Origin of the sequence: Mucilaginibacter flavus (assembly GCF_030409315.1) — a bacterium.
Classification (GTDB): domain Bacteria; phylum Bacteroidota; class Bacteroidia; order Sphingobacteriales; family Sphingobacteriaceae; genus Mucilaginibacter; species Mucilaginibacter flavus.
This window is the reverse complement of record NZ_JAUFPS010000002.1, coordinates 39032-61820: the sequence shown is the minus strand read 5'-3', so window position 1 is coordinate 61820 and position 22789 is coordinate 39032. Positions and strand designations below refer to the sequence as shown.

Genomic DNA, 22789 nt, shown 5'->3' with positions numbered 1-22789 from the left:
GTTTTGATTAATAAGGCACATGCTGTAAAGAACGTTTTATGAATTATCAGGATATAATAGAGCAGCTTTACTTGTCTTTCAATAAAAGAGACATCGACGCGGTGTTAAAACACTTTCATTCAAATGTAGCGTGGCCCAACGGATGGGAGGGAGGCTATGTACAAGGGCACGATAAAGTGCGTGATTACTGGACCCGCCAATGGAAAGAGATTGATCCTGTAGTAACCCCCGTAAGTATAACCCAGGTAGGTGACAACCAGGTTAAGGTTGAAGTAAAGCAGGTTGTTCAGGATAGAGCTGGCAACTTAATAGCCGATGTGATGGTGATTCACCTTTATACTTTTGAAGAAGCACTGGTTATAAAAATGGAAATCCTGGGACTATGAGACGATGGGACTTGGGGACTGTGAGACAATTGGATTGAAAATGAAAATACCCCTAATTTCATAGTCAAACACTTTCATAGTCTCGCAGTCCCAAGTCCAATCGTCCCTTAGTCCAAAGATCTTATGATTTAGTTGGATCATTCACAACACCGGTAAACAAAACCAAACCGGTTTTCATTTCGCGGATGGCAAACATGAACGGATGATCAATTTTGAAATAGTAAACCGGTGCTGCTGTAATACCTACAGATACGGATGTAGCTGCCGCCGCCTCGGTACCCTCTTCGTTTACTTCAACGTAAGCTTTATGCTTTACTTCGGTGATTCTTAAACCTCCGGCAGCATTAATACGGGTAAAATTAGCGGCATCGCTAAAAGCATTGCTCATGCCAAGTGTGCTTAAAATGCCATTAAGGGTGATGCTATAGCTAAACTTAAATTTAGGTAAGCTAACATCGGCGTGTCCGGGGTTTAGGCTGCTCATCAGCGTTTGCCATTTGGCCGAATCTATGCCTGCGGCGTATTCTTTTACCGTTTTTGTTGTTGGCATTATCACCACCATGCTAAACTTCTTGTTTGAATAAGGTAATTCTAAAATGCTTGCGTCGGCATTGCGGGCATAATTAAAATTGCCATCGCCATTCATCATATTGGCTTGTACGGTACCACCGCCGGTTAAGTAAAAATTATCGGGCTTGGTTTTGGCCGCGTCAAATTTGCTGGCCCAGGTACTTTTAAAGTAGATGGCGTTGATAAGGTACATGATCACATCCGATGGAATATTATCAATTATAGCAGGTATTTTGCCATTTGTAGCGCTGCTTACCCAATTATTGATGGCATCTTTTGTAGCTGCGTTGCTAAAATCGGCGCTTTGTACCTTAGCGTTGTAACTGGTTGTATTTACCTGCAAAAAAGCCGGAACAGGTGTTATGCTATTGGCGTACCAAATGGAGTTAGCAATTTTAAGTGTTGTTTTGCTATCAAGCTGGGGCAGTTCGGTAATCAGTTTTTGATAATAAGCATTTACCTGGTCTTCGGTAAAGTTGTTAAAGTTCATGGTGTTCCTGATATCGTGCAGGGTTTGCCCGGCAGCGCCATTGCTGGTCATGCCAATGGCCATACTCACACTTAGCGGCGATAAAAACAGGTTGTTATTGTCGGCGTTGCCGTTTAAAGTTGTTTTAAATAGCTTTAAGCTAAAAGCATTGTCGGCATTTGCTTTTTGCTGTTCGGCAGCGGTAAGTATAAGATCTTTACCAGGGTCGGAATTGTTGGGATCTTTTTTGCAGGCCGATAAAATGATGAGCGATAAACTAAGTAGCGTAAAGGTTTTGCGAATCATATATTAAGGTTTATGTAAAGTATTACGTGACTTTATTTAATTATGCTACAGGTAGTTAATTTTATTTGTCTGAATCAGAATTTACAGAATTTTAAAATTTGCAGAATAATATTCGTTAAGCGCTTTAGAATGATAGACACCCATAGCTAATTCTTAAGTTCTGCAAACTACGCAGCACTCTTGAACACTGATGAAAAATAAACACATGCGAAAAATTCTGATCCAAAAGATAACAATTTATTAACCCGGCAATTTTTTATTCATCTTAGCTTAGCCAATTATATTTTTAATATGCAAAACCCTGTTAAACTATTACTTGCCGCCATGTTGTGTATAACAACTATTGGTGCCGATGCCCAAACCCGTGTTAAAAAAGCGGTATTTATTATTGCCGATGGTATCCCGGCCGATGTAATTGAAAAGCTAAACACGCCCAACCTAAAACTGATTGCCGCCCAAGGTACTTACCTGCGCGCGCATGTTGGCGGCGAAAAGGGTGGTTACTCGCAAACGCCAACCATATCTGCCAATGGTTATAACAGCTTGTTAACTGCTACTTGGGTAAATAAACATAATGTTTGGGGCAACGATATTAAAGCGCCTAATTATAATTACTGGAACATCTTCCGGATGTTTAAAAACGCCTACCCGGATAAAAAGACTGCCGTGTTTTCCAGCTGGACTGATAACCGTACCAAACTGATAGGTGATAAGCTGCCCGAAGCCGGTAACATTCATCCTGATTATGCTTATGATGGATTTGAGTTAGATACCGTTAAGTTTCCGCATGATAAGGCCGGCAATTATATACATTTGATTGATGAGCAGGTAATAGCTTCGGCCGCTGCTTGTATTAAAGACAAAGCGCCCGATCTGTCGTGGGTTTACCTGGAGTATACCGACGATATGGGGCACAGGTATGGCGATAGTCCGCAATATTATGATGCTATTGAGAAAATGGACGCGCAGGTTGGTCGTGTTTGGCAAGCTATCCAATACCGTCAGAAAAACTTTAAAGAAGATTGGCTGATATTTATCACGACTGATCATGGCCGTGATGAACAGACCGGCAAAGGGCACGGCGGACAAACTACCCGCCAGCGTAATACCTGGATGGTTACCAACTACAAGCCGCTAAACAATTACGCTAAATACTATACGCCGGGTATTGTAGATATCACCCCATCTATCAATACTTTTTTAAACGTTAAAGTCCCTGCCGATCAACTGAAAGAAGTAGATGGTATATCCCTAATCGGCCCCATATCTGTAGCCCAGCCCGAGGCCAACCTGGTGCAGGGTTCGCTTGATGTAAGCTGGAAAGCGATGGATGTAAAAGGTAAAGTAAAAATTTGGGTGGCCGCAGCTAATAACTACAAAGAAGGCAAGCCCGATGAATATAAACTCCTTGCTGAAGTACCGGTAGTTCAGGAACATGCTTTAATTGATGTTAAGGCCACGCCATCAACTTTTTATAAAGTTGTTATAGAAGGCGAATTGAATACGGTGAACAGGTGGGTGGTTGTGAAATAGAGTCAAGAGGTTAGGATCAAGAGTCAAGACAGCTGCATTTTTAAAATAAAGGTAATTTCAGACTTACGAAGTTTTTAAAACTTCGTAAGTCTCTCGTAAATAACTCAGAATTCTTGATTCCTGACTCTTGATTCTTGACTCTGTTCCCCCGGGTAAACCAATCCTACCTGCGCTCTGGCCTTATCAATCATATTAATCATTTGTTGGGACATTTGGTGCGATATAACAGGACTTTCGGTAGCACCCGCTTTAATCAGATCGCAAAAGTGTTTGATTTCGTAGTTGAGGCCACCGTCGCTGAAAGGCTCATTGATTTCCACGCTGCGTCCATCTAAATAATCAATAGTTGCCCGGGCCGGGTTCCACCAGTTTTTATGAATGGTAACATGGCCAAGCGGACCGGCAATCAACGCGTCGCCTTTACCATGTAAATCAAACCCGGCATATAATTGCGAGAAGCCGCCGGCATGTTTGGTTTGAAAAATAGCAAACATATCTATCCCGGTTTCACCAAAACGCCCCATGGTTTGTACATCTTCCAGGTCGCCAAGCCAGTCTATCGCTAAAAAAGCCTCGTAAATACCTATCTGCATTAAACTGCCGCCTACTAAATCCAGGTTATAATTAGGATGATCGGGCGGGCAATCGGCCACCGACGATCCTGCGCGTACATAACCTGCTGGTCCGATAGGGGCTGTGGCGAGATATTCTTTTAAACGGGTATACAAAGGATAAAAAGGAGGCTTCATCCCCTCCATAAATAACAGCCCGGTTTCCTTTACTACGGCAAGTACCTCGTCCAACTCAGGTAAGTTTACGGTCGCCGGTTTTTCGCACAATACATGTTTACCGGCTTTAAGGGCTGCAATGCTGTAAGCAGCGTGGCTATCGGGCAGGGTTGCTATATAAATCGCGTCTATATCGCTGGCCAGCAAATCTTCAACGGTGTAACAGGCAGCACCGCCATACTTAGCCACAAAATCATCAACCGTAACAGCCCTGCGCGAAAACGAAGCAACCAGCTGTACTCCATCCACCGCCGCAAAGCCTTGCATAAATCGTTGCGCAATACGCCCGCAGCCGATGATACCCCATTTAATCATATTGTTGTTTGTGTTGTACGTAATATGTGTTACGTTGTACGTTTTTTGTTAGCAAATATATAATAATACAAAACCCGTATAACGGATTAATTATACGGGTTTGTTATTTGAATATGTTACTATTTACATCGTTGAGGTTATACGTACAACTTACCACGTATAACGTACCACCTTACTGATACTGAATGTATATAGGGTACGGTTTGTATCTCGATAAAACTTCCTCGGGCGTTAACATGTGGTGAGGGGCTTTTTTGATATCGTTTTTGTAAAACAGCTTAAAGCCTGTAAACTGTACCGGCTCCTGGTTAATAAAGTAGCGGTAAGTACCGGTTTTTAAATCAGGTTCGCCCCAACCGTCCATATCCATTACCAATTGAATTTCGGGATGTAACTTGATGTTTTTATAGTTGGTCACCATTTTTTTAGTAAAGCGGTGAACAATCAGAATTTTAGCTGGTAGGCCGTTTTTCTTTACAATTTTAGCTAAATGGTCAGATACGTAGTTGATATCCGCTGCATCATAAGTGCCAATTTTACGGCCAGGTTTGGTTCCGTCTTTCATCGAAAACTCTGGGTCCATGCCAAAGTGTACCTGCGGTAAAGCAAGGTATTTATCTAACAATGGCAATTCGGCTTGTATATTGCTTAAAGCCACCTGCACATCTAAAAACACAATGGCATGCGCTTTTTTAGCGAGTGCCAAAACGCTGTCAATTTGTTTAAACGGCATACGGTAACGGAATTTGCCGTCTTTACCGCCATCGCCCTGGGCAACTACAGCAATGTAGTGTAATGCGGGTTGTACCGGTGTTTTAGGATCTGCTTTTTCCCAATGCTTAACTTCTCCTTTTAATTTGGCTAACATTTCGTTAGGAGGTAATTCTCCTAAGATGCCCATCTTTTTGCTGTATAAGTTACCGTAAAAAGCAACCACGCGTTTAAATGGTAAAATAGCGCCGCCAATTGGGTATGGGGTATTTTTAACAGGCCATCTGCCTGTGGTATCGCCGTGGGCGTTAAATTTCATTAACGAATCATACAGCTTGTGATCTATCGGCGGATAATCAGATTTTTTTACACTCAGGGTGTCAGCAGCCTCAGCCTTTGCCGAATCGGCAGCGGTTTTTGGAGCGGTTTTCTTACTATCTGTTTTGCCGCCTTTGTCGCTTTGCGAACAGCCGGGTAACAGTATTAAAGTTGATAAGAGCAGGGTGGCAGATAGTAGGACGTTTTTTAATTTCATGTGTATTGAATGTTCCGTAAATGGCAGGTGTGTATAAGATGTATTGTAAATATAAACTAATTTTCAGCTACTTATAATGCAATAAGGAGGGGGATAGCTTGCCGCAAATATAGATATTGAAAATTAATTACTTTTAACTTTATGAAACTTTCCAAAAACACCTAAAGGTAGTTTTGAACCCGCTGTAGCCTGTAAATAAAGCTCGCCAATTTCCAGGTTCTCGACCTTAGGGAACGCGCTTTTAATCAGGTTTTCAATAATTACCGATGAAAAACCAAGCGAGTAAGTGTTCAATATCAGGAAATGCTCTTCAGGATCAAGTAGTTGAATTACATCGGCCATCATCTCGTTAATGTTATCCTCCAGCTTCCATTTTTCGCCATTAGGGCCGTTGCCGTATGCAGGCGGATCAAGTATGATCCCGTTGTATTTTTTACCGCGTTTCAGTTCGCGTTTTACAAATTTCAAGGCATCCTCAACCACCCAGCGAATGTTGTTAAGGCCCGAGATCTCCTGATTTTCATTGGCCCAGGTAACTACCTGTTTTATAGAATCTACGTGCGTGGTATCGGCACCGGCCGCCTGTGCAATTAATGAGGCGCCACCTGTGTAAGCAAACAGGTTAAGCACCTTAGGTTGTGGTGTTTTAAAACGTTTGATGTTTTGAGTAATATAATCCCAGTTAACCGCCTGCTCGGGGAAAATGCCCAGGTGTTTGAACGAGGTAAGCCCCAGCCTGAATTTAATAGCGGCATCATTGTTTTTATATTCAATGTGCCAGCGGTCGGGCGTTTTTTGATCCTTTTTTACCCAATCGCCCGCAGTAGCCGAGCGACCTTTAAATTTAATATGATGTAAACGCTGCCATTCAGCAGCAGGCAGGCCTTTGCTCCAAACCGCCTGTGGTTCGGGGCGGATAAGTATTGTATTCCCAAATCGCTCCAGCTTTTCAAAATCGCCGCAATCAATCAGTTCGTAATCTTTCCAGTGCGTTGGGGTGAGGAGTTGAATCATTTTTTAAGTATCAAGTAGTTGATTAGTAGCAAGTAGTAAGTATCAAGTAGTAAGATAGCTACCCTTTTATGGCGCAAATTTAATATCTTTTTTGGGATAGAAGATTTTGATACATCGATTGAGGTCACTAGCTTAACCCCGATCTTGATATCAACTACTAAATTAAACGTTAAGGCTTTTTTGAAAGCCACGAATCATTTTTTGAATTTCGTTGATTTGGGAACAGATTGTGTCTTGTGCTTCCTGAGTTAGATAGCCAAATTCTTTTGCAATGATAAATTGAGTTTCGAGTTCAAAAGATGAACCTAATGCCACATTTAAAAACTGATGCAATTCTTTATTTGATCTTCTGCCGCAACCCTCAGCAATATTTGATGGAATTGAAACGGCTGCCCGAACCATTTGTGATATTAAGCCATATTTTTCTTCAGAAGGAAACGTTCGACAATATTGAAAGGTAATCTTAGATACTTCAATACCTGCTTGCCAAACCTTTAACTCTTTAAAATTATGCATTTTTTTTTAGTATCAAAAATAGATGTTAAACGCTCGCTGGTAGCGTAAAGTTTATCATTTTTACGGTACAACAGATGTGCTTTTAATATAAGTGAGTGCAGCTATCTTACTACTTACTACTATATACTTACTACTAATTAAAGCTTCGCTTTCGCTGCCCGCATAAACCTGCTGGCAAATACAAAGTCGTTGAGTTCTTTGTTATCGGTGTGGGCAATTTCTTTGTTGCTGCCTTCCCACCATTTTTTGCCCTGGTGTAAAAACACAATATGATCGCCAATACCCATTACCGAGTTCATATCGTGGGTAACTACAACGGTGGTCATGTTGTACTCCACGGTAAGTTCGCTGATGAGATCATCTATCAGGATCGACGTAACCGGGTCAAGTCCTGAGTTGGGTTCGTCAACAAAAAGGTATTTGGGTTGCATAGATATAGCACGGGCAATACCTACACGTTTTTTCATCCCGCCCGATAGCTCAGAAGGGAATAATTTATTTTTACCGGCCAGGTTCACGCGTTCCAGGCAAAAGTTGGCACGGTCGCGTTTTTCCGCTTTGCTTTGATTGGTGAACAGGTTAAGAGGAAACATGATGTTTTGTTCCACCGTCATGCTATCAAACAAAGCCGAGTTTTGAAAAAGCATCCCTATGTGGGTACGGATAGGTACGCGCTGTTCAAAAGTCATATCGGTAAAGTTTTCCCCATTAAAAAGCACATCGCCTTCGGTAGGCTCATGTAAGCCAACTATACATTTTAATAAGGTGGTTTTACCAGATCCCGAGCCGCCAATAATAAGATTATTGATGCCCGGTTTAAAAGTTGAGCTGATGCCTTTAAGCACCTCGTTCTCGCCAAATGTTTTTTTGATATTCTGTAACTCGATCATAAGAAAAGGCGGGAAATAATTAAATCGAACATTAATATCATTACGCAGCTAAATACCACGCCGCGGGTTGCAGCCTGGCCAACCTCAAGCGCCCCGCCCGATACGTAAAAGCCCTGGTAGCTGCAAATGCTGGTAATTATAAAGCCAAACACCACCGATTTAACCAGGCAGGTAGTGATAATGATAGGATTAAAACCATCAGATAAACCGCTGATGAAATCATAAGTAGTTACTTCGCTTGATGTTAAGCAGGCTATGTAACCACCGGTAAAGCCTAATAACACAGATACAATAACCAACAGCGGAAACATGGTAACACCCGAAATTACTTTGGGCGATATCAGGTAGCCCGGGGCATTTACCCCCATAATTTCCAGGGCGTCTATCTGCTCGGTAACCCGCATGGTGCCAATTTGCGATGCCATGCTTGAACCTATACGGCCTGCAAGCACCAACGCCGAAATGGTAGGACTAAACTCCAGGATGGTTGAATCGCGGGCGATACCACCAACTACCGATTTGGGAATTAGCGGACTAACCAACTGAAACGCGGTTTGAATAGTAACAGCAGCACCAATAAATACAGAAATGATCATGATGATACCCAATGAACCAATACCTGCCGAAACCATTTCGCGCATTACCTCGGCCCAGTACACCTGGAACTTTTCGGGCTTTCTAAAACTTAATCGTAGTAAAAGTATATATCTGCCTAAACTTTGAATCATAGAATAGATGTGTAAAAAATCGGATAAAATTACATTTTTAAATTTAGCTTACCGCCCGCTAATGTTTAATTGCCTAAAATAGACGCATTTTATAGCCTATTATTGCAGCTTACGTAATTTAGCGCTTATTAGCTTCACATAGCATTAAATAAATACCATTCATCAAACTAAAACTCATGAAAAACGCACTCATCACCGGTTCAACCAAAGGCATGGGCCGTGCCATTGCCATCGCATTTGCTAATGAAGGATTAAACGTGGCAATTTGTTCTCGGAATGAAAAAGAATTATTACAATTTAAAAATGAGCTGCTTGCGGCCAACCCGAGCACACAGGTTTTTGCGCAGGTTGCCGATGGTAGCAATAAAACAGAGTTAAAGGCATTCGCATCGGCAGCGCAGCAGCAATTAGGCTTTATAGATGTAGTAGTGAACAACCTGGGCATGTTTACGCCAACCAGTATTTTGGATGATGCCGAAGATACTTTAGAAAAACAAATAAATACCAACCTTATACCCACCTATGAGCTTTACCGTTTTTTTGGTAAAACGATGATAGCCGCCCGCAAGGGGCATTTTTTTAATATCTGTTCGGTAGCATCGCTTAATCCGGTTGTGCAGGCAGGTAGCTACAGCGTAACTAAATTCGCGCTGCTGGGCCTCACCAAATTAATGCGGTTGGAAATGCAGGATCATGGTGTAAAAGTAACCGCCATAATTCCTGGTTCAACCTTAACCGATTCATGGAAGGACGCTGTTGTTGATAAGGATACGATGGTGCTGCCAGAGGATGTAGCATCAGCGATTATCAATATATACCGAATGAGCCCCGGGGCCAATGTTGATGAGCTGATCATTAAGCCCGCGCCGGGTCAATTATAGGCGTATTTAACAGATATTGATAGATTGTGTATGATCGGTGTAATTTCACCGGAGATTTTCACCGCCGAAACCCGGCGTTTCACCGACATGTTGACCGCGCTAACCTATATTGTATAGGTAGATTTAGCCACCCAACGTACTTTTATATCATCAAAACAAACACAAACTTGAACAATATCTGATAAATTATGGAAAAAAGACTTTACCGGGATGAATACCGGAAGAAAATAGGTGGGGTTTGCGCCGGATTGGCCGAATATTTCGACATTGATGTAGCTGTAATAAGAGCTATGTTTTTACTCACCTTTATATTTATGGGTACCGGCTTAATGGCTTACGTGGTACTTTGGATAGTACTGCCCAAAAAAGGTCCGGCCTATTTTAACCCGGGAGTTGATTACCGTATGAACCCGCAGCAGCCATACAGCCCGTTTGATAACGCCGGCCCGGCACAAAGCACGCCGTTTGAGCCGGTACAGGGAACACCGTACAACTTTAATGCTCCTAAAAAATCTGCCTCAACAGTAGGAGTAATTGTTGGAATGTTTTTAATATTTTTCGGCGCTGTATTTTTGCTGCACGAGTTACACCTCATATTCTTTTGGCACATTGCTAAGTTATGGCCGGCAATATTGGTAGTAGGTGGTATAGCCATCATTGTATCGGGTCAAAAGAAACAGCCATGGGAAAAAGACAACTGGCAAGATAACGCAACTGTTGAGCCTGAAGTAAAGGCCACAGACGAGGCACCCTTAAAAGAAGAGCCTAAAGACAATAATTTTAATAACCCTACTTCAACCATATAATATCATGAGAAGCGATAAATTAGTTCCGGGTGCTATCCTGGTGTGTATAGGAGCCATATTTTTGCTCCACAACTTTAACGTGATTGATTTTCACTGGATGAATATATTGCACCTTTGGCCTATATTTTTAATTATAGGTGGTGTAAACCTGGTGTTTGCAGGTAACAAATCGCCTTTGGCAACTGTTTTGAAATTAGGCGTTGTGGTTGCAGGTTTCGCGTTATTGTTGTTTGGTCGTTTTGGCGATAACTATAACTTTTGGCCAGGCGGCATGGTACATTGGAATGACGATAACAGCAACGATGATGGTGACGATAACAATGACGACAGCGACAGCACCAATACGGATCACGGCGTAGTTAAAATTGAAGGCAGCAGCATATTTAATAAAGAATATACGCCGGATGCCAAACTGGCCCGCCTTAACATCAGCGGCGGAGGCACCACTTATGCCCTTAGTGATACTACCAACCAGTTGTTTAATGCGCAAACCAAAGAGTTTTATGGTAAGTACGAGTTTAATACCAATAAAGAAGATTCGGTTTATGTTGTAAATCTGAAGATGAAGAATAATAACAAGGGCTGGAACTTTGATTCGGAGGATAACAAATCAAACCGGGCCGATATTAAACTTAACCCTAATCCTATCTGGGATATTTATGTAGAAACCGGCGCAACAAAATTAGATTTTGATTTAACCAAATTCAAAATAAAAAGTGTATCTTTAAAGGGTGGTGCAGCATCGTTTGATGTGAAGCTTGGACAGCCTTTAGAGAAAACAAATGTTGAAGTTTCAACAGGTGTATCTGATGTTAATATCAGTGTGCCAAAAGATGCAGCTTGCAGCGTTAATTCGAATACAGGTTTGTCATCAAATGATTTCCCAGGTTTTAGTAGGAGAGATAATAACACTTACGAAACTCCTGGCTTTGATGCTGCCAAAAACAAGATATACATCCACATGACTGGTGCTATATCTAACTTTAAAGTGAACCGTTATTAAACCTCCCAGACACAAACCGGGACAGTACTAACATATATTTATTAAAGCCGCTTTATGAAAATAGAGCGGCTTTTTTTGTGAGGTAAAGCATTTATAAGATCAATTATTTAACGGAATTAATTTCCCACGGATCGATAACCTTCAGACCATTAATCTTTTTAAAGTCAGTAATATTTCTGGAAATTAAAGTAAGTGCTAAAACTTTAGCACTGGCGGCTATTATGGCATCAGGAGTTTTTATTTTATGCTTTTTCCTGATTTGTATAGTTTGATCTATAGTTTCTTCTGAAAGAGGGACGATTATACAGGCATCAATAAAATCGTTTAATAACACTTCAGTGTCGGTTGGGTTTTTAAAACCCAGTACTTCAATTTTAGTCATCACTGAAATAATGGGAGACTCATTAATGATATTGCCAAGCCAAATCATTCCTTCTGCGGGTATGACACCGCTTAGATAATCAATAATAGCATTACTATCTATTAAATATCCCATTCTTCACGACTTTGTTTAATATGCTCCTGAAGTTTTTTGGCATCAGCTATCGGCAACTTACCCGCAAATCTATCAGATAGTCTTTCTTCAGATAGTCTTTCTTTTGGGGCGGAGGTGTTTTTTAGCACTTTAATCAAATGTAGTTTTTCAAGCTCTTTGATTAGGTTGTACGCATTTTGATTAGTAACCTCTATGAGTAATGTATCCATCGCTAAATTTTGTAATCAAATTTACCTAAATTTTAATGATAGTTTAAATTTCCTTTGGTGTATTGTTTTTTATTCGCAATTGTTTAAAACGTGGTTACCCTCACACTTTTGTCAATAATCCTTTACATTGCGTTATTTATGTTAAAATGAAAACCATTGTTGCAAAAAATAGGTTTATTTTACAGTTTATATATACTACTATGAAACCTACCTATTATTTGTTGATTGCCATTGTATTTTTTGCCATGAGCGCCCGTGCACAGGAGCCTTTAAAAGGCACCGTTTATGAGCGTAACAAAAGTGATAAACTGGCCAATGTTTTTGTTAAAGATGTTAACAATAAACAAATCACCATAACAGATGATAACGGTAATTTTATTATCCGCACGGAGGTAGGCCATACATTAATTTTTAACTCTCCGGGCTACACCTCAGATACGCTGTACGTGACAGATCTTCGCCCTAAAAAGGTGGAGATGATTACCCAAACCATTTCATTAAGGCAAGTGAATGTAACCGATACCAAGGAAGCATTTGACCCCCGTAAAGAATACCCCGAGGTTTATACCAAAAGCAAGGTGTCGGTAATGTCGCCGTCAACATGGTTTAGTAAAGAAGGTAAGGACGCAAGGCGTTTAAAAAGATACTTTAAACGCGAGGAGGAAGATAGGCAGATAGACGAAGCCTTTAATGTTGATTATGTAAAAAGTGTAGTACCTCTACGAGGGCCCGAATTAGAAAACTTTATGTCGATGTATCGCCCAAGCTATGCTTTCCTGAAAAATAACAATGCGCCGAGTATGACGGTTTATATCAACGATGCTTATAAAAAGTACCAGGCACTGCCGGCCAATAAAAAGGTATTACCTAAGTTGGCTCCCGCTCCTGCCAGTTTGCAATAGGCAGTTTTCGGTTTGCAGTGGGCAGTTTGCAGTAGGCAGCTTGATTATTAAATTGCCTGCTGATAAATAAATCCGAAATTGAAATTCCGAAATCCGAAATGAAAATTAATCTGCTGCCGCGCTCAAATCTCCATCAATAACTTTTTTGTAAAGTAGCTCTACCTGGCTTTTCAAGATCCGGTCTTCAGATAGTTCGGGCAGATCGTTAATATCAAAATAGGCTACATCAAGCACATCAAAACCTTTGTTAAGACTTGTTGAAACCGCTTTGCAGTAAAATACCATCTTGTATACGTAGAAAGGTTGCGGCGGATGCGGGTGCATTTTTTTGTCGAATACGGCAAGCAGTCGCTCGGTTACTACATCAAGCCCTGTTTCTTCCTGAAATTCTTTGACGATCACTTCCGTTGCACTATAGCCAATGTCGGCCCAGCCTCCTGGTAACGACCATTTGCCATCAGCGCTTTCCCTGGCCAGCAATATTTTGTTTTCGGCATTGAGTAGTAAGCCACGTACATCAACTTTTACGGTAGGGTAGTCGGTTGGTATCGGGAAGTTAAAGTTGATTGCCTCCGCTCCCCAATTGGTAACATTATCCAGCATTTGGGTACTTATCTGCTGTAATTCGTGATAGCGCTCAATATCATATTCGTTTTTAGCGTAAAGCAAGCCAACATCCGCTACCGAACGTAAGCGGGTTATCAGGGTTAAAAGTTCGTTGTTGTTCATTGAGATTTATATTGAAGAAAATATAACAAAAACACCTGCTAAACTTGTTTAGCAGGTGTTTTTGTCGGTAACGTTGCATTATGCGCTAAAACGGTTTACTGATGTAATAAATCCGAAATTGAACATTCCAATTCCGAAATCAAAAACTATCCTCTGCCTAACAGTTCATCAAGCTTGTTGCGTTCGGTTTGCAGTTCGCGGGCCAGTTTCTTTTCTTTTTCGTTGGCTTTAGCTTTGTAGGTTTTGTATTCCTCATCAAGTTCTTCATAAAGCTTAATGCGGTATTTAGCTTCGCGGCTATGCGCGCCCGAGCGGGCTATTACAACTGCAACTGCTAATCCAAAAACGATAACCAGGCCCCACATTAATAAGTTGTAGTTGGCCTTGGTAAAGGAAATGCCCAAAAGGCTAATTTCATCACGTTTGGCATTGGCTTCAGCCAGGGTTTGGCCTTTGCTTGTAGCATCGGTTTTTAAACTATCAATTTCTTTTTTCTGAACAGTAAGGGTGGTTTGCGCTTCTTTTAGTTTGCGGCGCTCAACAGACAGGCTGTCCTGAAGGTTTTTCCATAAGGCCTGTACCAATGGTTGCTGGTAATGGTAAAGTTTGCTTAAAAGGTATTGGTACTGGCCATTCAAACTTTTGTCTTTAGCCAATGCCGAATCTGCAGCCGTTGGACGGGCGGCGTAAACAGTTTTAGCGGGATAAGCGGTTGCGGGCTTGGCACCGGCAGGCACCGGAACAGCTGGATTATATTTTACTACCGGCTTGGTGTAAGTGGGCTTTAGGGGAACAACTGCTTTTACCACAGGTGGCTTTGCAGCGGCTTTTTTAACGGAATCCTGGGCAAAACCAAAGTTGATACTTCCTGAAATAATTACCAATAAAACAGAGATACGGAATATAAAATGTTTGTTCATCATGTAAAATTAGGTACCTGTTAGTAACAGAACAGGGCTTTAATGGTTTTTATTATGTTTTTCTAAGCTTTCTGATCGCTAATGTAAGCTTTAGTACGGAATTTTGCTACTCATAGTTATATTAGCGGCATGAATATAGGCATCATTGGCTTGGGCGATATGGGGCGTTTATACGCAAAAGCTTTTGCAAAAGCGGGTTACACCGTTAGCGGCTGCGATTTGCCCGAAAACAGGGAGAGGCTCGAAAACGAATTGAACCCTTTGGGGATAAAAATTGTGCAAAGCCCTCATGAAATATCGCGCACCAATGATTTGATCGTTTACTCTGTTGAGGCCGATAAATTAGAGCAGGTAGTGGCCGATTGTGGTCCGCTTACCAAGTATGGTGCCATAGTGGCCGGCCAAACATCTGTAAAACACCCAGAGATTGCTATATTTGAAAAACACCTGCCTGCCGATGCGCAGATTATTACTTTTCATGCCATGCATGGGCCCGGTTTTGAGCCGGAGGGTCAAACACTTATCCTGATCCCTCATCGGGCTACCGCCGATGCCTATCAGCGCATGTATGATTTATTTACCGCCGTGGGGAGCGATATTGTGGAGATCAAAGATTACCACGAACACGATAAAATTGTAGCCGATACCCAAGCCGTTACCCACGTAGGTTTTGAAAGCATGGGCACCGCCTGGAAAGCCGCCGGTTTTTTCCCATGGGAAAACGCGTCATACCTGGGTGGTATTGATAATGTGAAAATCCTGACCACCCTGCGTATTTTTAGCTACAAAGCGCACGTATATGCCGGGTTGGCCATATTAAACCCTTACGCCCGGCAGCAGGTGAAACGCTATGCCGAATCGGAATCGGATTTGTTTAAGCTGATGATCAAGGAGGAGGCAAAAACATTCAGGGAGCGTTTGTACCGTGCACGCGATTTTGTTTTTCATGAAAGCCGTAAACCTATTATGCTGAATGATGTGGTGATGAAGGAGTTCTCGCTTTCGCAAAATGCCGATCATCAAAAACCAAACTCGCACCTGAGTATATTAAGCATGGTTGATGCCTGGTACCATCTAGGCGTAAACCCTTATGATAATCTTATTTGCCAAACCCCGCCGTTCCGTCTGCGTTTGGGAATCGCCGAATACCTGTTTAAAAACGAGGAGTTGTTAGAAGAATCTATTGAAACCGCGCTTTATGATAAAACCATTCGCGGCGACGATTTGGAATTTCACTCGGCGGTAAGGGAATGGTCGGCCATTATTGGTTACGGCGATATGCAGGGCTATAAAAAACACTTCAACGATGTGCAGGCCTTTTTTGCCGACAGGCTGGATGAAGGCAAAGCCCAAAGCGCCGAGCTGATCAGACGGTTGATGATGGAATAGAGGGAAATTACCAAGGTGTTTTACTTATTATGAGTTTTTACGAATATTAACAAGCGATTATTAACCTTGTCGCATTCTATGTGATATATTGGGGTTTACAGTTTAATATAGATCGTTTTAATATAATTTACATTGATTTTGAGTGGAATTTCATAAATTAGGTTGATTTAAAATTAACCTAAACAGCAATGATTCTCCCATCTTTTTTGCATATCGCAGATAGCTCTATTGGTTTGTCTTTAGATTCATCGAAAAGAGAAAGCTTGAAGGCTCATATTAAGCATTCTTTATTATTCGAAGAGAGGTTGTTGTTAACAGATTCGCAACTAATAGATAATAAAAATTTAAGGTTCTTACTATTTGAAGATAAAGAATTTAGTTCGTTGTTTAGCAAGGATAACCTCAGCATCGCTTTAAGAAATGTTATTGATATTAGGCAAAGTAGTTCTGAATTACCTTCTGAATATATTTACGATCCAACAATTGATGAAATTGTAAAAGGCTTTATAAGTTGGAAAAAATGTTCTTGGGAAAATAGTTCGAACATCAATGTGCAAAAAAGGTATGCCCAAACTATCGAATTAGATAACTTAACTAAAAGTGTTAATATAGAAAGATACTCTCTTGGGTCGGTGGGGGCAATGTTTACAGACGATATGCTTGATGTCTTATCCAGAGGTAATGTTATGGATAAGATAGGAGAAAAATTTGCGAATCAAGTTAGTGATTTGGTGATCGAAAAAAGGTTAAAGCAATCTGGCGAAATAAATCCAAGAGGCGGGGTTGGCATTGCATATTTTAAAAATGAACTCGGAGCGGAATTGTTTAATCGAGGATTTGCCAAGGAGTGGAAACAAAATGAGAAATTCATTCTGGATATTTCACAAGCTCCCTATTTAACTGCGTTACCTAAGGTTTTTAATGCTAATCCAATTTATGGTGCCATGCATAAGCCCCATATTGATATCATGAATGGAAAATCCGAAATTAAAGTGATAGGGAAAGACGAGTATTATAGAACTAACCTACTACAGTACGAAACAGGTATAAATCTATTGAGTGTTAAATCAATAGAGAAATTGCGCAACAGTGACCGTTTTAGAAAATTCAGAGATTCTTTGAATCGATATGATGGAACGGAGTCTGGTCTACGAACCGCGATGTTTTCCTTTGATGAGTATAAAATTGCAATTGATGATGAAATTTTGAAATGTTTTCCATTCTTAAAGGAAAGACGAACAATTAACAGAGAGATTATGCGACCAGCAGAATTGTTATATGACGCTCCAAATTATGGAGGTGTAATGCTTTCAACTTTATCTATATTCTCTGTAAGTTTTACCGGGATGAACCCTCTTTCTTTAGGATTAGGACTATTAGGGTTAATTGGCGCAAAAATATTTTCTGGATTAAAAGAAAGAACGGAACACCGCACGGATTTTGAAAAGAGAATACTTATTGACAAATTAGAAAAGGACAAGTCAAATAAAATAACTGGAGAATACAACGTAGTATCTAACGAAGATGATTTTCGAAAGTCTACTCATACTGTAATGTTAAGCAGCGTTGTCTGATTCGTTTACTTCACCACAAACATGGTCCACGGATACGCTTTCGTGTCCCTTAAATATTTAGTCTGAAATTATAATTCCGGTGCTTGTTTAAGACAGATTATTCCAGATAAACATTGGTACTGAAGTAATCATACTTAAACTATTTTGCCCTATTAATCTCCTCAATAGCTTCATCAATTATCTTCACAGATGCCGCATCCTGCATCGCTGCCCGATGTGTTTTTACCTTGGTTAAAATCGTTATAATTTCTGGCCCTACATATTTTTTGTATTGAACGCCAAGTTTTTTGATCTCGGTAATGCCCTGTTGTACATTGGCCACATTTTTTATTCTTCCAATATAGTCGGCAAATTTTTCAGTGAGTTTATACCACGATTCTTCAAAACGACTCATATAAAAACTGAATATAAAACTCCATTTGTCATCGCCCGCGTTGGCTGTGTATATGGTATACAGGGCGTTGGTAAGGTCGCCTTCATTATCTTTTTCGTATATTGGAGCAAGCGCCATCGCTTTTGCGGGGTTTATTTGGTTTATCGCCCATAAGGCAGCCCCTTGTACAGCGTAGGAGTCGCTTTTTAACGCCTGCTTCAACAAATCCATATCTGTAGTTTTTTTGAATTTGCCTAAAAACACAATAGCCTGCGCCCGGCTCAGGCTTACGCTGTCGTTTTGCGCTATTTTTATAATTAAAGGGTATGCCGCTGTACGTATGGTATCATTATCCATATTTAAGGCCTGCATTGCTTTAAGGCGAAGGCCATAATATTTGTCGTTTAACGCCCTTATTAAAATCTGTTGCCCTGCGGCTGTCTTTTGTTGCGCCGCCGCGTCAATTGCTTCATACCTATCCAGGTATAAAGGAGCGTTGGCGTATTGAAAGCTGTACTCTTCCAGTGTTTTGTTATCCTGCTTTTTGGCAACTAATATTTTGTCGGCATCTACATTTACCAGGTCTGGTTTTTTATCTGTTTTAAAAATCAGGGTATCGGCTTGTCGGCGCATCCAAACCTGACGACGGCTCTTTTTTCCGTCGGCGTAAATATCAATTGCCATAGGTAAAATAAACGTTTGCCCGGTTTGCGTTTGTTGCAGGTAAACGGTTTCGACTTTGGTACCCTGGTCCCATTTATAACTGATATTTAACACCGGGTGACCGGCACCGTAATACCACTGGTTAAAAAACCAGTTCAGGTCGAGGCCGCTGGCTTCTTCCATGGCAAGCCGTAGTTGTTGTGCTTCGGCGCTTTTTAGGGCATTTGCTTTAAGGTAAATATTAAGCCCTTTGTAAAAAGCGGCATTGCCCAAATAATGTCGCAGCATATTTAATATACGCCCGCCCTTTTGGTAGGTAACACCATCAAATACATCCTGGCTGTCATTATAATAAAAGCGAACCAGGTTTTTAGTCGCGTTTTTAGGATCGTTAAGGTAACCCTGTAAGCCTTCACGCACATGCTCATCGGCAGCATCCTGGCCGTAACGGTACTCGGTCCACAGTATTTCGCCAAGGTCGGCAAATGATTCGTTAAGGGTTAAGTTGCTCCAGCTTTCGGTGGTAACATAATCTCCAAACCATTGATGAAAAAGTTCATGTATGCTACCTAAGTCATAATGTATCCTGTCGATCAGTTCGCGTTTGGTAGCCTGCGCGCCTTCGCCGGTCATCATGGCGGTGGTATTTTCCATGGCGCCGCTTACATAATCGCGCACGGTAATCTGGGCGTACTTGTTCCAAGGATAATCAATACCTGTAATTCGCGAAAAAAAGTCAATGGCGGTAGGTGTAGAGGCAAATATATCTTTGGCGTAGGGCGCGTATTTAGGCTCAACATAATAGCTTACTTCTTTGCCGTGCCAACTATCGCGGTAAATACTAAAATCCCCAACGGCCATCATAAACAGGTATGGGGCATTTGGCAGGTCCATTTTCCAGGTATCGGTACGGGTATGATCAGTATTTGTTTTTTGCGATGCCAGCCTGCCGTTTGATAAGGTTACATACCTGGCAGGCACGGTCATGCTTATTTCGCTGGTGGTTTTCTGGTTGGGCTTATCAATAGTAGGGAACCAGGCCGACGAACTTTCGGGTTCGCCTTCGGTCCATATTTGAGTGGGTTTGTTTTTTTCTGTGCCGCTGGGGTTAATAAAATACAAGCCTTTGCCATGCTTGCGGGAGGTTTTTAATTCATTTGGTTTGGCGGTATAGTCAATGTATACAGTATAGCTTTCGTTGTTTCGGTATACCTTATCTAACTGTATAGCTACAGTAAGACTATCGTAAGTAAACTTAAGCGGAATTTTTTTGCCATACTTTATAACCGAAATGTTGTTAAGGTCCATGCCCTTGGCATCCAGTCTTAAGGTGTCTGTAGGATAAAAATGTGGCCTAAGCGTTACCCACTCCTTGCCATACAGATAGCACTTTTTATAATCGAAGCTTACATTAAGTTTAGTATGTACCAGGTCATTGATCTTAGCGGGTGTTTCACGGTATGTTTTTGGTATAACATCCGCTGGTTTTTGTTGCGCTTTTAAGGGGTTAAGCCCGGTAATGGTAATTAAACAAGTATAACATAGCAGGGTGATACGCAGCGTTTTCATATTCGTTTGATTTTATACAAACAAATATATGGCATTGTATGGTACTATTTATAACATAGTACTAAATTTATTAAAATATTTATTTCGCCGCAAACATCGTCCACGGATATGCTTTCATATCCCTCAAATTTTGGGCCTGGCAATTATATTCAAGATGCTTTTTTAGGGAAAACCGCAGGCCACCAGAAAAGAAATAATTAGCTTTGTTAAAATGGATAAGAAAAGAGTTTTAATAATTGGTTTAGAGGAAGCCGAAGTGAATGCTATAAAGCAAGACTTAGGTTTTGAATATTTATTTGTGTGTTATGATGTTGTACCTCAGGTAAAACTGATTGAAAAACAATTATTTGTTGAAAGTCCATCAGTGCCAGAGAAATTCCTTTTAGTTGATAAGGTTGTTTTTCACGGTATTTATGGTAATGACTTTGATTTTATTACCCTATTGGCATTATGGAATGGCCCATGTTTGCCTAATGCATTGGGGATGATGGATTTGAGGCAACGTATCCCAGGGTTGGTACGTGCGTTAGCGGTTTCAAAATATGCCGGGATTAAAAGAGGTATGTTGATAGATGTGCAGGATTATACTGCCACTACAGAAACTGTTGCCAAGTGGGGCATTTGGCATTGTGGTGAAGATAAAAATAAATTTATAGGTGAATGGACCAGTGCTGAAACATCGGTAATTGAAGAGTTTATTGAAGGCGAGGCTGTAAGAATTATGCTTGTTGGTGATAAATACTGGCAAATAAAATTAACCGGCGATACCTGGTTAAAATCAATTCATAATGATGGATCATGGGAGATGGAAGTTGATGAGGGCTTATTGCTTGATAGTAAAGCTATAGCCCAACATTTTAACCTTCAAACCGTAGGCGTGGATTATATGATAGGCTCAAATGGTGAAAAGTATTTGCTGGAGATTAATCACATTCCAAATGTTACGGTTTTTCCGTTTGTAAATGAAGCTTTCAAGGCGTTTGCTCAAAATTGGATAAAAGGGTAGCAAGATAAATCCAGTTACTGCATATATAATAGAAAAGCCCAATAGTGTATTCAAACATGATTGGGCTTTTCTGTTTACTGTTGTCTCTACTTCGCCGCAAACATTGTCCACGGATATGCCTTCATGTCCCTTAAATATTTAGCCTGGTAATTATATTCCGGATGCTTTTTAAGGAAAGGTGCTGCCAGGAAATCATCGCCGCTGGGGTGGCCCATGTGCGCCCATAGTTGTAGTTTGCTTACCATCTCGGCATTGGCTACTTTACCTTGTACAGCTCCCATGGGGAAGTAGGGGCCTTCGCTCCATTCGGGGCAACCTTTAGGGTCCTGGTCAATATGGCCGTCAATCACGCAGCGGTTAAGGGCTTTTTTTCCGTTCAGTGCATCAAACGTATCTCCTTCAATTGTTTTGCCGTTATCGGCATCTAACTTACCTTTATAATCTATACAAACCAATTTTTCCATCCGTAACTTGCGGGCATTGGGCGAACTTGATTTGTTGTTCACATCAAAAGTGGTTTCCTGTTTAATCAGGTTAGGATCTTCGGGGAAGTTTGACCCTATCATGGCCGTATCTTTTGATCGCCACACTTTTTGAGTTTTAAGGCCCAGCTCCAGTTTAGCTACCTCGTTGGTTTTGGTATCGCCAATAAGCCAGTCGTTGGCATAGCCACCGTTGTTATCGGTACTCATAATTTTTATTACATCATCAATACTGTTGCTGTATTGCGCGGCTTTGCGGGCGCGTACAAATTCGGGTGTGCGGGTGGTATCAAAACCTTTAAAGCCGGTAATGGTGGTTTCGGTGATCACTATGCCGCTGCTGGTTTCCACAAAATCGTCACCGCTATGGATAAAACCGGGAGCGGTATCCATCAAAATGTGATTGCCTTTTTCTGGTACTATATCGGCTATTACGTTCCAGCGTTCGCCTTCAATATAATCCGTCCAGTTGTTATGGCCGATAACAATTTTTCCATCTTTAGTGTATTTGCCGGTAGCGATAAAGGCACTGCAATTGCCGGGAGCTTTATTGTCGCCGCTGCCGGGTTTTACCTTGTTCATCAGTTCGGGCACGTAATATTGTGCCAGTTCAATGTTGGCGTTAAGCGCGGTAACATCTAAAGTATCATATTTAAGTCCCCGGGCCTGCAAACCCTCGCTGATTCCGCGAATCTCGTCCTGGTATTCCTTGTCAATCTTTTTCCATAAAAAACGGGCGCTGGCTTTGCGGTAAAACGCCCAATCCTTTTTGCTGCCGTAAGGCAGATAGTACTCCATCACTTTAATTAAGGTGTCAATTTCCTTTGATAACAGGTAGCCATGCTGGTAGCCAATATCGGCAGGAGAGCCAGCCAGGTGTACATAAATCCAACCATTTTTATCCTCCCTGCTGGCTTTACCCAACCGGTCATGAACAACTGTAGTTTTTTCGGTAGTTTTTTGTTTGCAGGCAAATAATGTCGCCGCCACAAAAAAAATGGCAATTGCTTTGGTGGTGTATCTCAT

The 22789-nt window shown here is 41.2% G+C and carries 22 protein-coding genes; 9 read left to right on the top strand and 13 right to left on the bottom strand.

The features are described 5' to 3' along the window. Positions 1-38 precede the first annotated feature (38 nt). Entirely contained in the window at positions 39-386 is a 348-nt protein-coding gene (locus tag QWZ17_RS00795) for a nuclear transport factor 2 family protein (protein WP_290302923.1), read from the top strand. Positions 387-507: 121 nt separating this feature from the next. Here the strand turns inward: QWZ17_RS00795 and QWZ17_RS00790 are convergent, their stop codons facing one another. Next, the gene (locus QWZ17_RS00790) at positions 508-1731 is read right to left on the bottom strand and encodes a serpin family protein (protein WP_290302922.1); all 1224 of its coding nucleotides are present in this window, start codon (positions 1729-1731) and stop codon (positions 508-510) included. Positions 1732-2022: 291 nt separating this feature from the next. Between QWZ17_RS00790 and QWZ17_RS00785 the strand changes: the two genes are divergently transcribed. After that, positions 2023-3264: an alkaline phosphatase family protein gene (locus QWZ17_RS00785; protein ID WP_290302921.1), complete on the top strand. Its 1242-nt coding sequence runs from the start codon at positions 2023-2025 to the stop codon at positions 3262-3264. Between the two features lie 104 nt (positions 3265-3368). Here QWZ17_RS00785 and QWZ17_RS00780 read toward each other — a convergent pair whose 3' ends face one another. The 6 genes from QWZ17_RS00780 to QWZ17_RS00755 form a co-directional block, all read right to left on the bottom strand. Continuing rightward, positions 3369-4367, bottom strand: coding sequence for a Gfo/Idh/MocA family protein (locus QWZ17_RS00780; RefSeq protein ID WP_290302919.1), 999 nt, complete (start codon positions 4365-4367; stop codon positions 3369-3371). 172 nt (positions 4368-4539) lie between these two features. Further along, positions 4540-5613, bottom strand: coding sequence for a hypothetical protein (locus tag QWZ17_RS00775; protein WP_290302918.1), 1074 nt, complete (start codon positions 5611-5613; stop codon positions 4540-4542). A gap of 123 nt (positions 5614-5736) precedes the next feature. Next, positions 5737-6627, bottom strand: a complete 891-nt coding sequence (locus tag QWZ17_RS00770; protein ID WP_290302917.1) for a class I SAM-dependent methyltransferase — start codon at positions 6625-6627, stop codon at positions 5737-5739. A 162-nt stretch (positions 6628-6789) separates the two neighbouring features. Continuing rightward, positions 6790-7143: a four helix bundle protein gene (locus QWZ17_RS00765; protein WP_290302915.1), complete on the bottom strand. Its 354-nt coding sequence runs from the start codon at positions 7141-7143 to the stop codon at positions 6790-6792. Positions 7144-7280: 137 nt separating this feature from the next. After that, a complete protein-coding gene (locus tag QWZ17_RS00760) occupies positions 7281-8033 on the bottom strand; it encodes an ABC transporter ATP-binding protein (protein WP_290302913.1) in 753 nt (250 codons plus the stop codon). Next, positions 8030-8761 (bottom strand): MlaE family ABC transporter permease, encoded by a 732-nt coding sequence (locus QWZ17_RS00755; protein WP_290302910.1) that lies wholly within the window; start codon positions 8759-8761, stop codon positions 8030-8032. The genes QWZ17_RS00760 and QWZ17_RS00755 overlap by 4 nt, the downstream gene beginning before the upstream one ends. Before the next feature lie 176 nt (positions 8762-8937). Between QWZ17_RS00755 and QWZ17_RS00750 the strand changes: the two genes are divergently transcribed. The 3 genes from QWZ17_RS00750 to QWZ17_RS00740 all read left to right on the top strand — a co-directional run bounded on the left by QWZ17_RS00750 (position 8938) and on the right by QWZ17_RS00740 (position 11451). After that, positions 8938-9642 carry an SDR family oxidoreductase gene (locus tag QWZ17_RS00750; protein ID WP_290302909.1) on the top strand — a complete coding sequence of 235 codons (705 nt, stop codon included), beginning with the start codon at positions 8938-8940 and terminating at the stop codon, positions 9640-9642. A 188-nt stretch (positions 9643-9830) separates the two neighbouring features. After that, on the top strand, positions 9831-10448 hold the full coding sequence (locus QWZ17_RS00745) for a PspC domain-containing protein (protein WP_290302908.1): 618 nt from the start codon (positions 9831-9833) through the stop codon (positions 10446-10448). A gap of 4 nt (positions 10449-10452) precedes the next feature. Further along, entirely contained in the window at positions 10453-11451 is a 999-nt protein-coding gene (locus tag QWZ17_RS00740; RefSeq protein ID WP_290302907.1) for a toast rack family protein, read from the top strand. Between the two features lie 103 nt (positions 11452-11554). Here QWZ17_RS00740 and QWZ17_RS00735 read toward each other — a convergent pair whose 3' ends face one another. Further along, positions 11555-11947, bottom strand: a complete 393-nt coding sequence (locus QWZ17_RS00735) for a type II toxin-antitoxin system VapC family toxin (protein WP_290302906.1) — start codon at positions 11945-11947, stop codon at positions 11555-11557. Beyond that, positions 11935-12156 (bottom strand): hypothetical protein, encoded by a 222-nt coding sequence (locus tag QWZ17_RS00730; RefSeq protein ID WP_290302905.1) that lies wholly within the window; start codon positions 12154-12156, stop codon positions 11935-11937. The genes QWZ17_RS00735 and QWZ17_RS00730 overlap by 13 nt, the downstream gene beginning before the upstream one ends. 200 nt (positions 12157-12356) lie before the next feature. Here QWZ17_RS00730 and QWZ17_RS00725 point away from each other — a divergent pair, with 200 nt between their 5' ends. Further along, positions 12357-13058: a carboxypeptidase-like regulatory domain-containing protein gene (locus tag QWZ17_RS00725; RefSeq protein WP_290302903.1), complete on the top strand. Its 702-nt coding sequence runs from the start codon at positions 12357-12359 to the stop codon at positions 13056-13058. Positions 13059-13163: 105 nt separating this feature from the next. On the opposite strand, the gene QWZ17_RS00720 is transcribed toward QWZ17_RS00725, so the two are convergent. Further along, complete coding sequence (locus QWZ17_RS00720) at positions 13164-13787, bottom strand: NUDIX hydrolase (protein WP_290302902.1); 624 nt, start codon at positions 13785-13787, stop codon at positions 13164-13166. A 146-nt stretch (positions 13788-13933) separates the two neighbouring features. Next, positions 13934-14710 carry a hypothetical protein gene (locus QWZ17_RS00715; RefSeq protein ID WP_290302900.1) on the bottom strand — a complete coding sequence of 259 codons (777 nt, stop codon included), beginning with the start codon at positions 14708-14710 and terminating at the stop codon, positions 13934-13936. Positions 14711-14836: 126 nt separating this feature from the next. Between QWZ17_RS00715 and QWZ17_RS00710 the strand changes: the two genes are divergently transcribed. Both QWZ17_RS00710 and QWZ17_RS00705 read left to right on the top strand, forming a co-directional pair. Continuing rightward, positions 14837-16096, top strand: a complete 1260-nt coding sequence (locus QWZ17_RS00710) for a prephenate dehydrogenase (RefSeq protein WP_290302899.1) — start codon at positions 14837-14839, stop codon at positions 16094-16096. A 188-nt stretch (positions 16097-16284) separates the two neighbouring features. Continuing rightward, positions 16285-17670, top strand: coding sequence for a hypothetical protein (locus QWZ17_RS00705; RefSeq protein WP_290302896.1), 1386 nt, complete (start codon positions 16285-16287; stop codon positions 17668-17670). A gap of 139 nt (positions 17671-17809) precedes the next feature. Here the strand turns inward: QWZ17_RS00705 and QWZ17_RS00700 are convergent, their stop codons facing one another. Further along, positions 17810-20275, bottom strand: a complete 2466-nt coding sequence (locus QWZ17_RS00700; RefSeq protein ID WP_290302894.1) for a M1 family metallopeptidase — start codon at positions 20273-20275, stop codon at positions 17810-17812. Between the two features lie 211 nt (positions 20276-20486). Between QWZ17_RS00700 and QWZ17_RS00695 the strand changes: the two genes are divergently transcribed. After that, positions 20487-21281, top strand: coding sequence for an ATP-grasp domain-containing protein (locus QWZ17_RS00695; RefSeq protein ID WP_290302892.1), 795 nt, complete (start codon positions 20487-20489; stop codon positions 21279-21281). 86 nt (positions 21282-21367) lie between these two features. Here the strand turns inward: QWZ17_RS00695 and QWZ17_RS00690 are convergent, their stop codons facing one another. After that, positions 21368-22789 (bottom strand): C45 family autoproteolytic acyltransferase/hydrolase, encoded by a 1422-nt coding sequence (locus tag QWZ17_RS00690; protein WP_290302890.1) that lies wholly within the window; start codon positions 22787-22789, stop codon positions 21368-21370.

Excerpts from the sequence above, each read along its gene's own strand:
- QWZ17_RS00795 (WP_290302923.1), top strand. The coding sequence starts at position 39 with ATGAATTATCAGGATATAATAGAGCAGCTTTACTTGTCTTTCAATAAA.
- QWZ17_RS00775 (WP_290302918.1), bottom strand. The coding sequence starts at position 5,613 with ATGAAATTAAAAAACGTCCTACTATCTGCCACCCTGCTCTTATCAACT.
- QWZ17_RS00695 (WP_290302892.1), top strand. The coding sequence starts at position 20,487 with ATGGATAAGAAAAGAGTTTTAATAATTGGTTTAGAGGAAGCCGAAGTG.
- QWZ17_RS00790 (WP_290302922.1), bottom strand. The coding sequence starts at position 1,731 with ATGATTCGCAAAACCTTTACGCTACTTAGTTTATCGCTCATCATTTTA.
- QWZ17_RS00730 (WP_290302905.1), bottom strand. The coding sequence starts at position 12,156 with ATGGATACATTACTCATAGAGGTTACTAATCAAAATGCGTACAACCTA.
- QWZ17_RS00690 (WP_290302890.1), bottom strand. The coding sequence starts at position 22,789 with ATGAGATACACCACCAAAGCAATTGCCATTTTTTTTGTGGCGGCGACA.
- QWZ17_RS00735 (WP_290302906.1), bottom strand. The coding sequence starts at position 11,947 with ATGGGATATTTAATAGATAGTAATGCTATTATTGATTATCTAAGCGGT.
- QWZ17_RS00770 (WP_290302917.1), bottom strand. The coding sequence starts at position 6,627 with ATGATTCAACTCCTCACCCCAACGCACTGGAAAGATTACGAACTGATT.
- QWZ17_RS00755 (WP_290302910.1), bottom strand. The coding sequence starts at position 8,761 with ATGATTCAAAGTTTAGGCAGATATATACTTTTACTACGATTAAGTTTT.
- QWZ17_RS00725 (WP_290302903.1), top strand. The coding sequence starts at position 12,357 with ATGAAACCTACCTATTATTTGTTGATTGCCATTGTATTTTTTGCCATG.
- QWZ17_RS00780 (WP_290302919.1), bottom strand. The coding sequence starts at position 4,367 with ATGATTAAATGGGGTATCATCGGCTGCGGGCGTATTGCGCAACGATTT.
- QWZ17_RS00740 (WP_290302907.1), top strand. The coding sequence starts at position 10,453 with ATGAGAAGCGATAAATTAGTTCCGGGTGCTATCCTGGTGTGTATAGGA.
- QWZ17_RS00715 (WP_290302900.1), bottom strand. The coding sequence starts at position 14,710 with ATGATGAACAAACATTTTATATTCCGTATCTCTGTTTTATTGGTAATT.
- QWZ17_RS00750 (WP_290302909.1), top strand. The coding sequence starts at position 8,938 with ATGAAAAACGCACTCATCACCGGTTCAACCAAAGGCATGGGCCGTGCC.
- QWZ17_RS00710 (WP_290302899.1), top strand. The coding sequence starts at position 14,837 with ATGAATATAGGCATCATTGGCTTGGGCGATATGGGGCGTTTATACGCA.
- QWZ17_RS00720 (WP_290302902.1), bottom strand. The coding sequence starts at position 13,787 with ATGAACAACAACGAACTTTTAACCCTGATAACCCGCTTACGTTCGGTA.
- QWZ17_RS00700 (WP_290302894.1), bottom strand. The coding sequence starts at position 20,275 with ATGAAAACGCTGCGTATCACCCTGCTATGTTATACTTGTTTAATTACC.
- QWZ17_RS00745 (WP_290302908.1), top strand. The coding sequence starts at position 9,831 with ATGGAAAAAAGACTTTACCGGGATGAATACCGGAAGAAAATAGGTGGG.
- QWZ17_RS00760 (WP_290302913.1), bottom strand. The coding sequence starts at position 8,033 with ATGATCGAGTTACAGAATATCAAAAAAACATTTGGCGAGAACGAGGTG.
- QWZ17_RS00765 (WP_290302915.1), bottom strand. The coding sequence starts at position 7,143 with ATGCATAATTTTAAAGAGTTAAAGGTTTGGCAAGCAGGTATTGAAGTA.
- QWZ17_RS00705 (WP_290302896.1), top strand. The coding sequence starts at position 16,285 with ATGATTCTCCCATCTTTTTTGCATATCGCAGATAGCTCTATTGGTTTG.
- QWZ17_RS00785 (WP_290302921.1), top strand. The coding sequence starts at position 2,023 with ATGCAAAACCCTGTTAAACTATTACTTGCCGCCATGTTGTGTATAACA.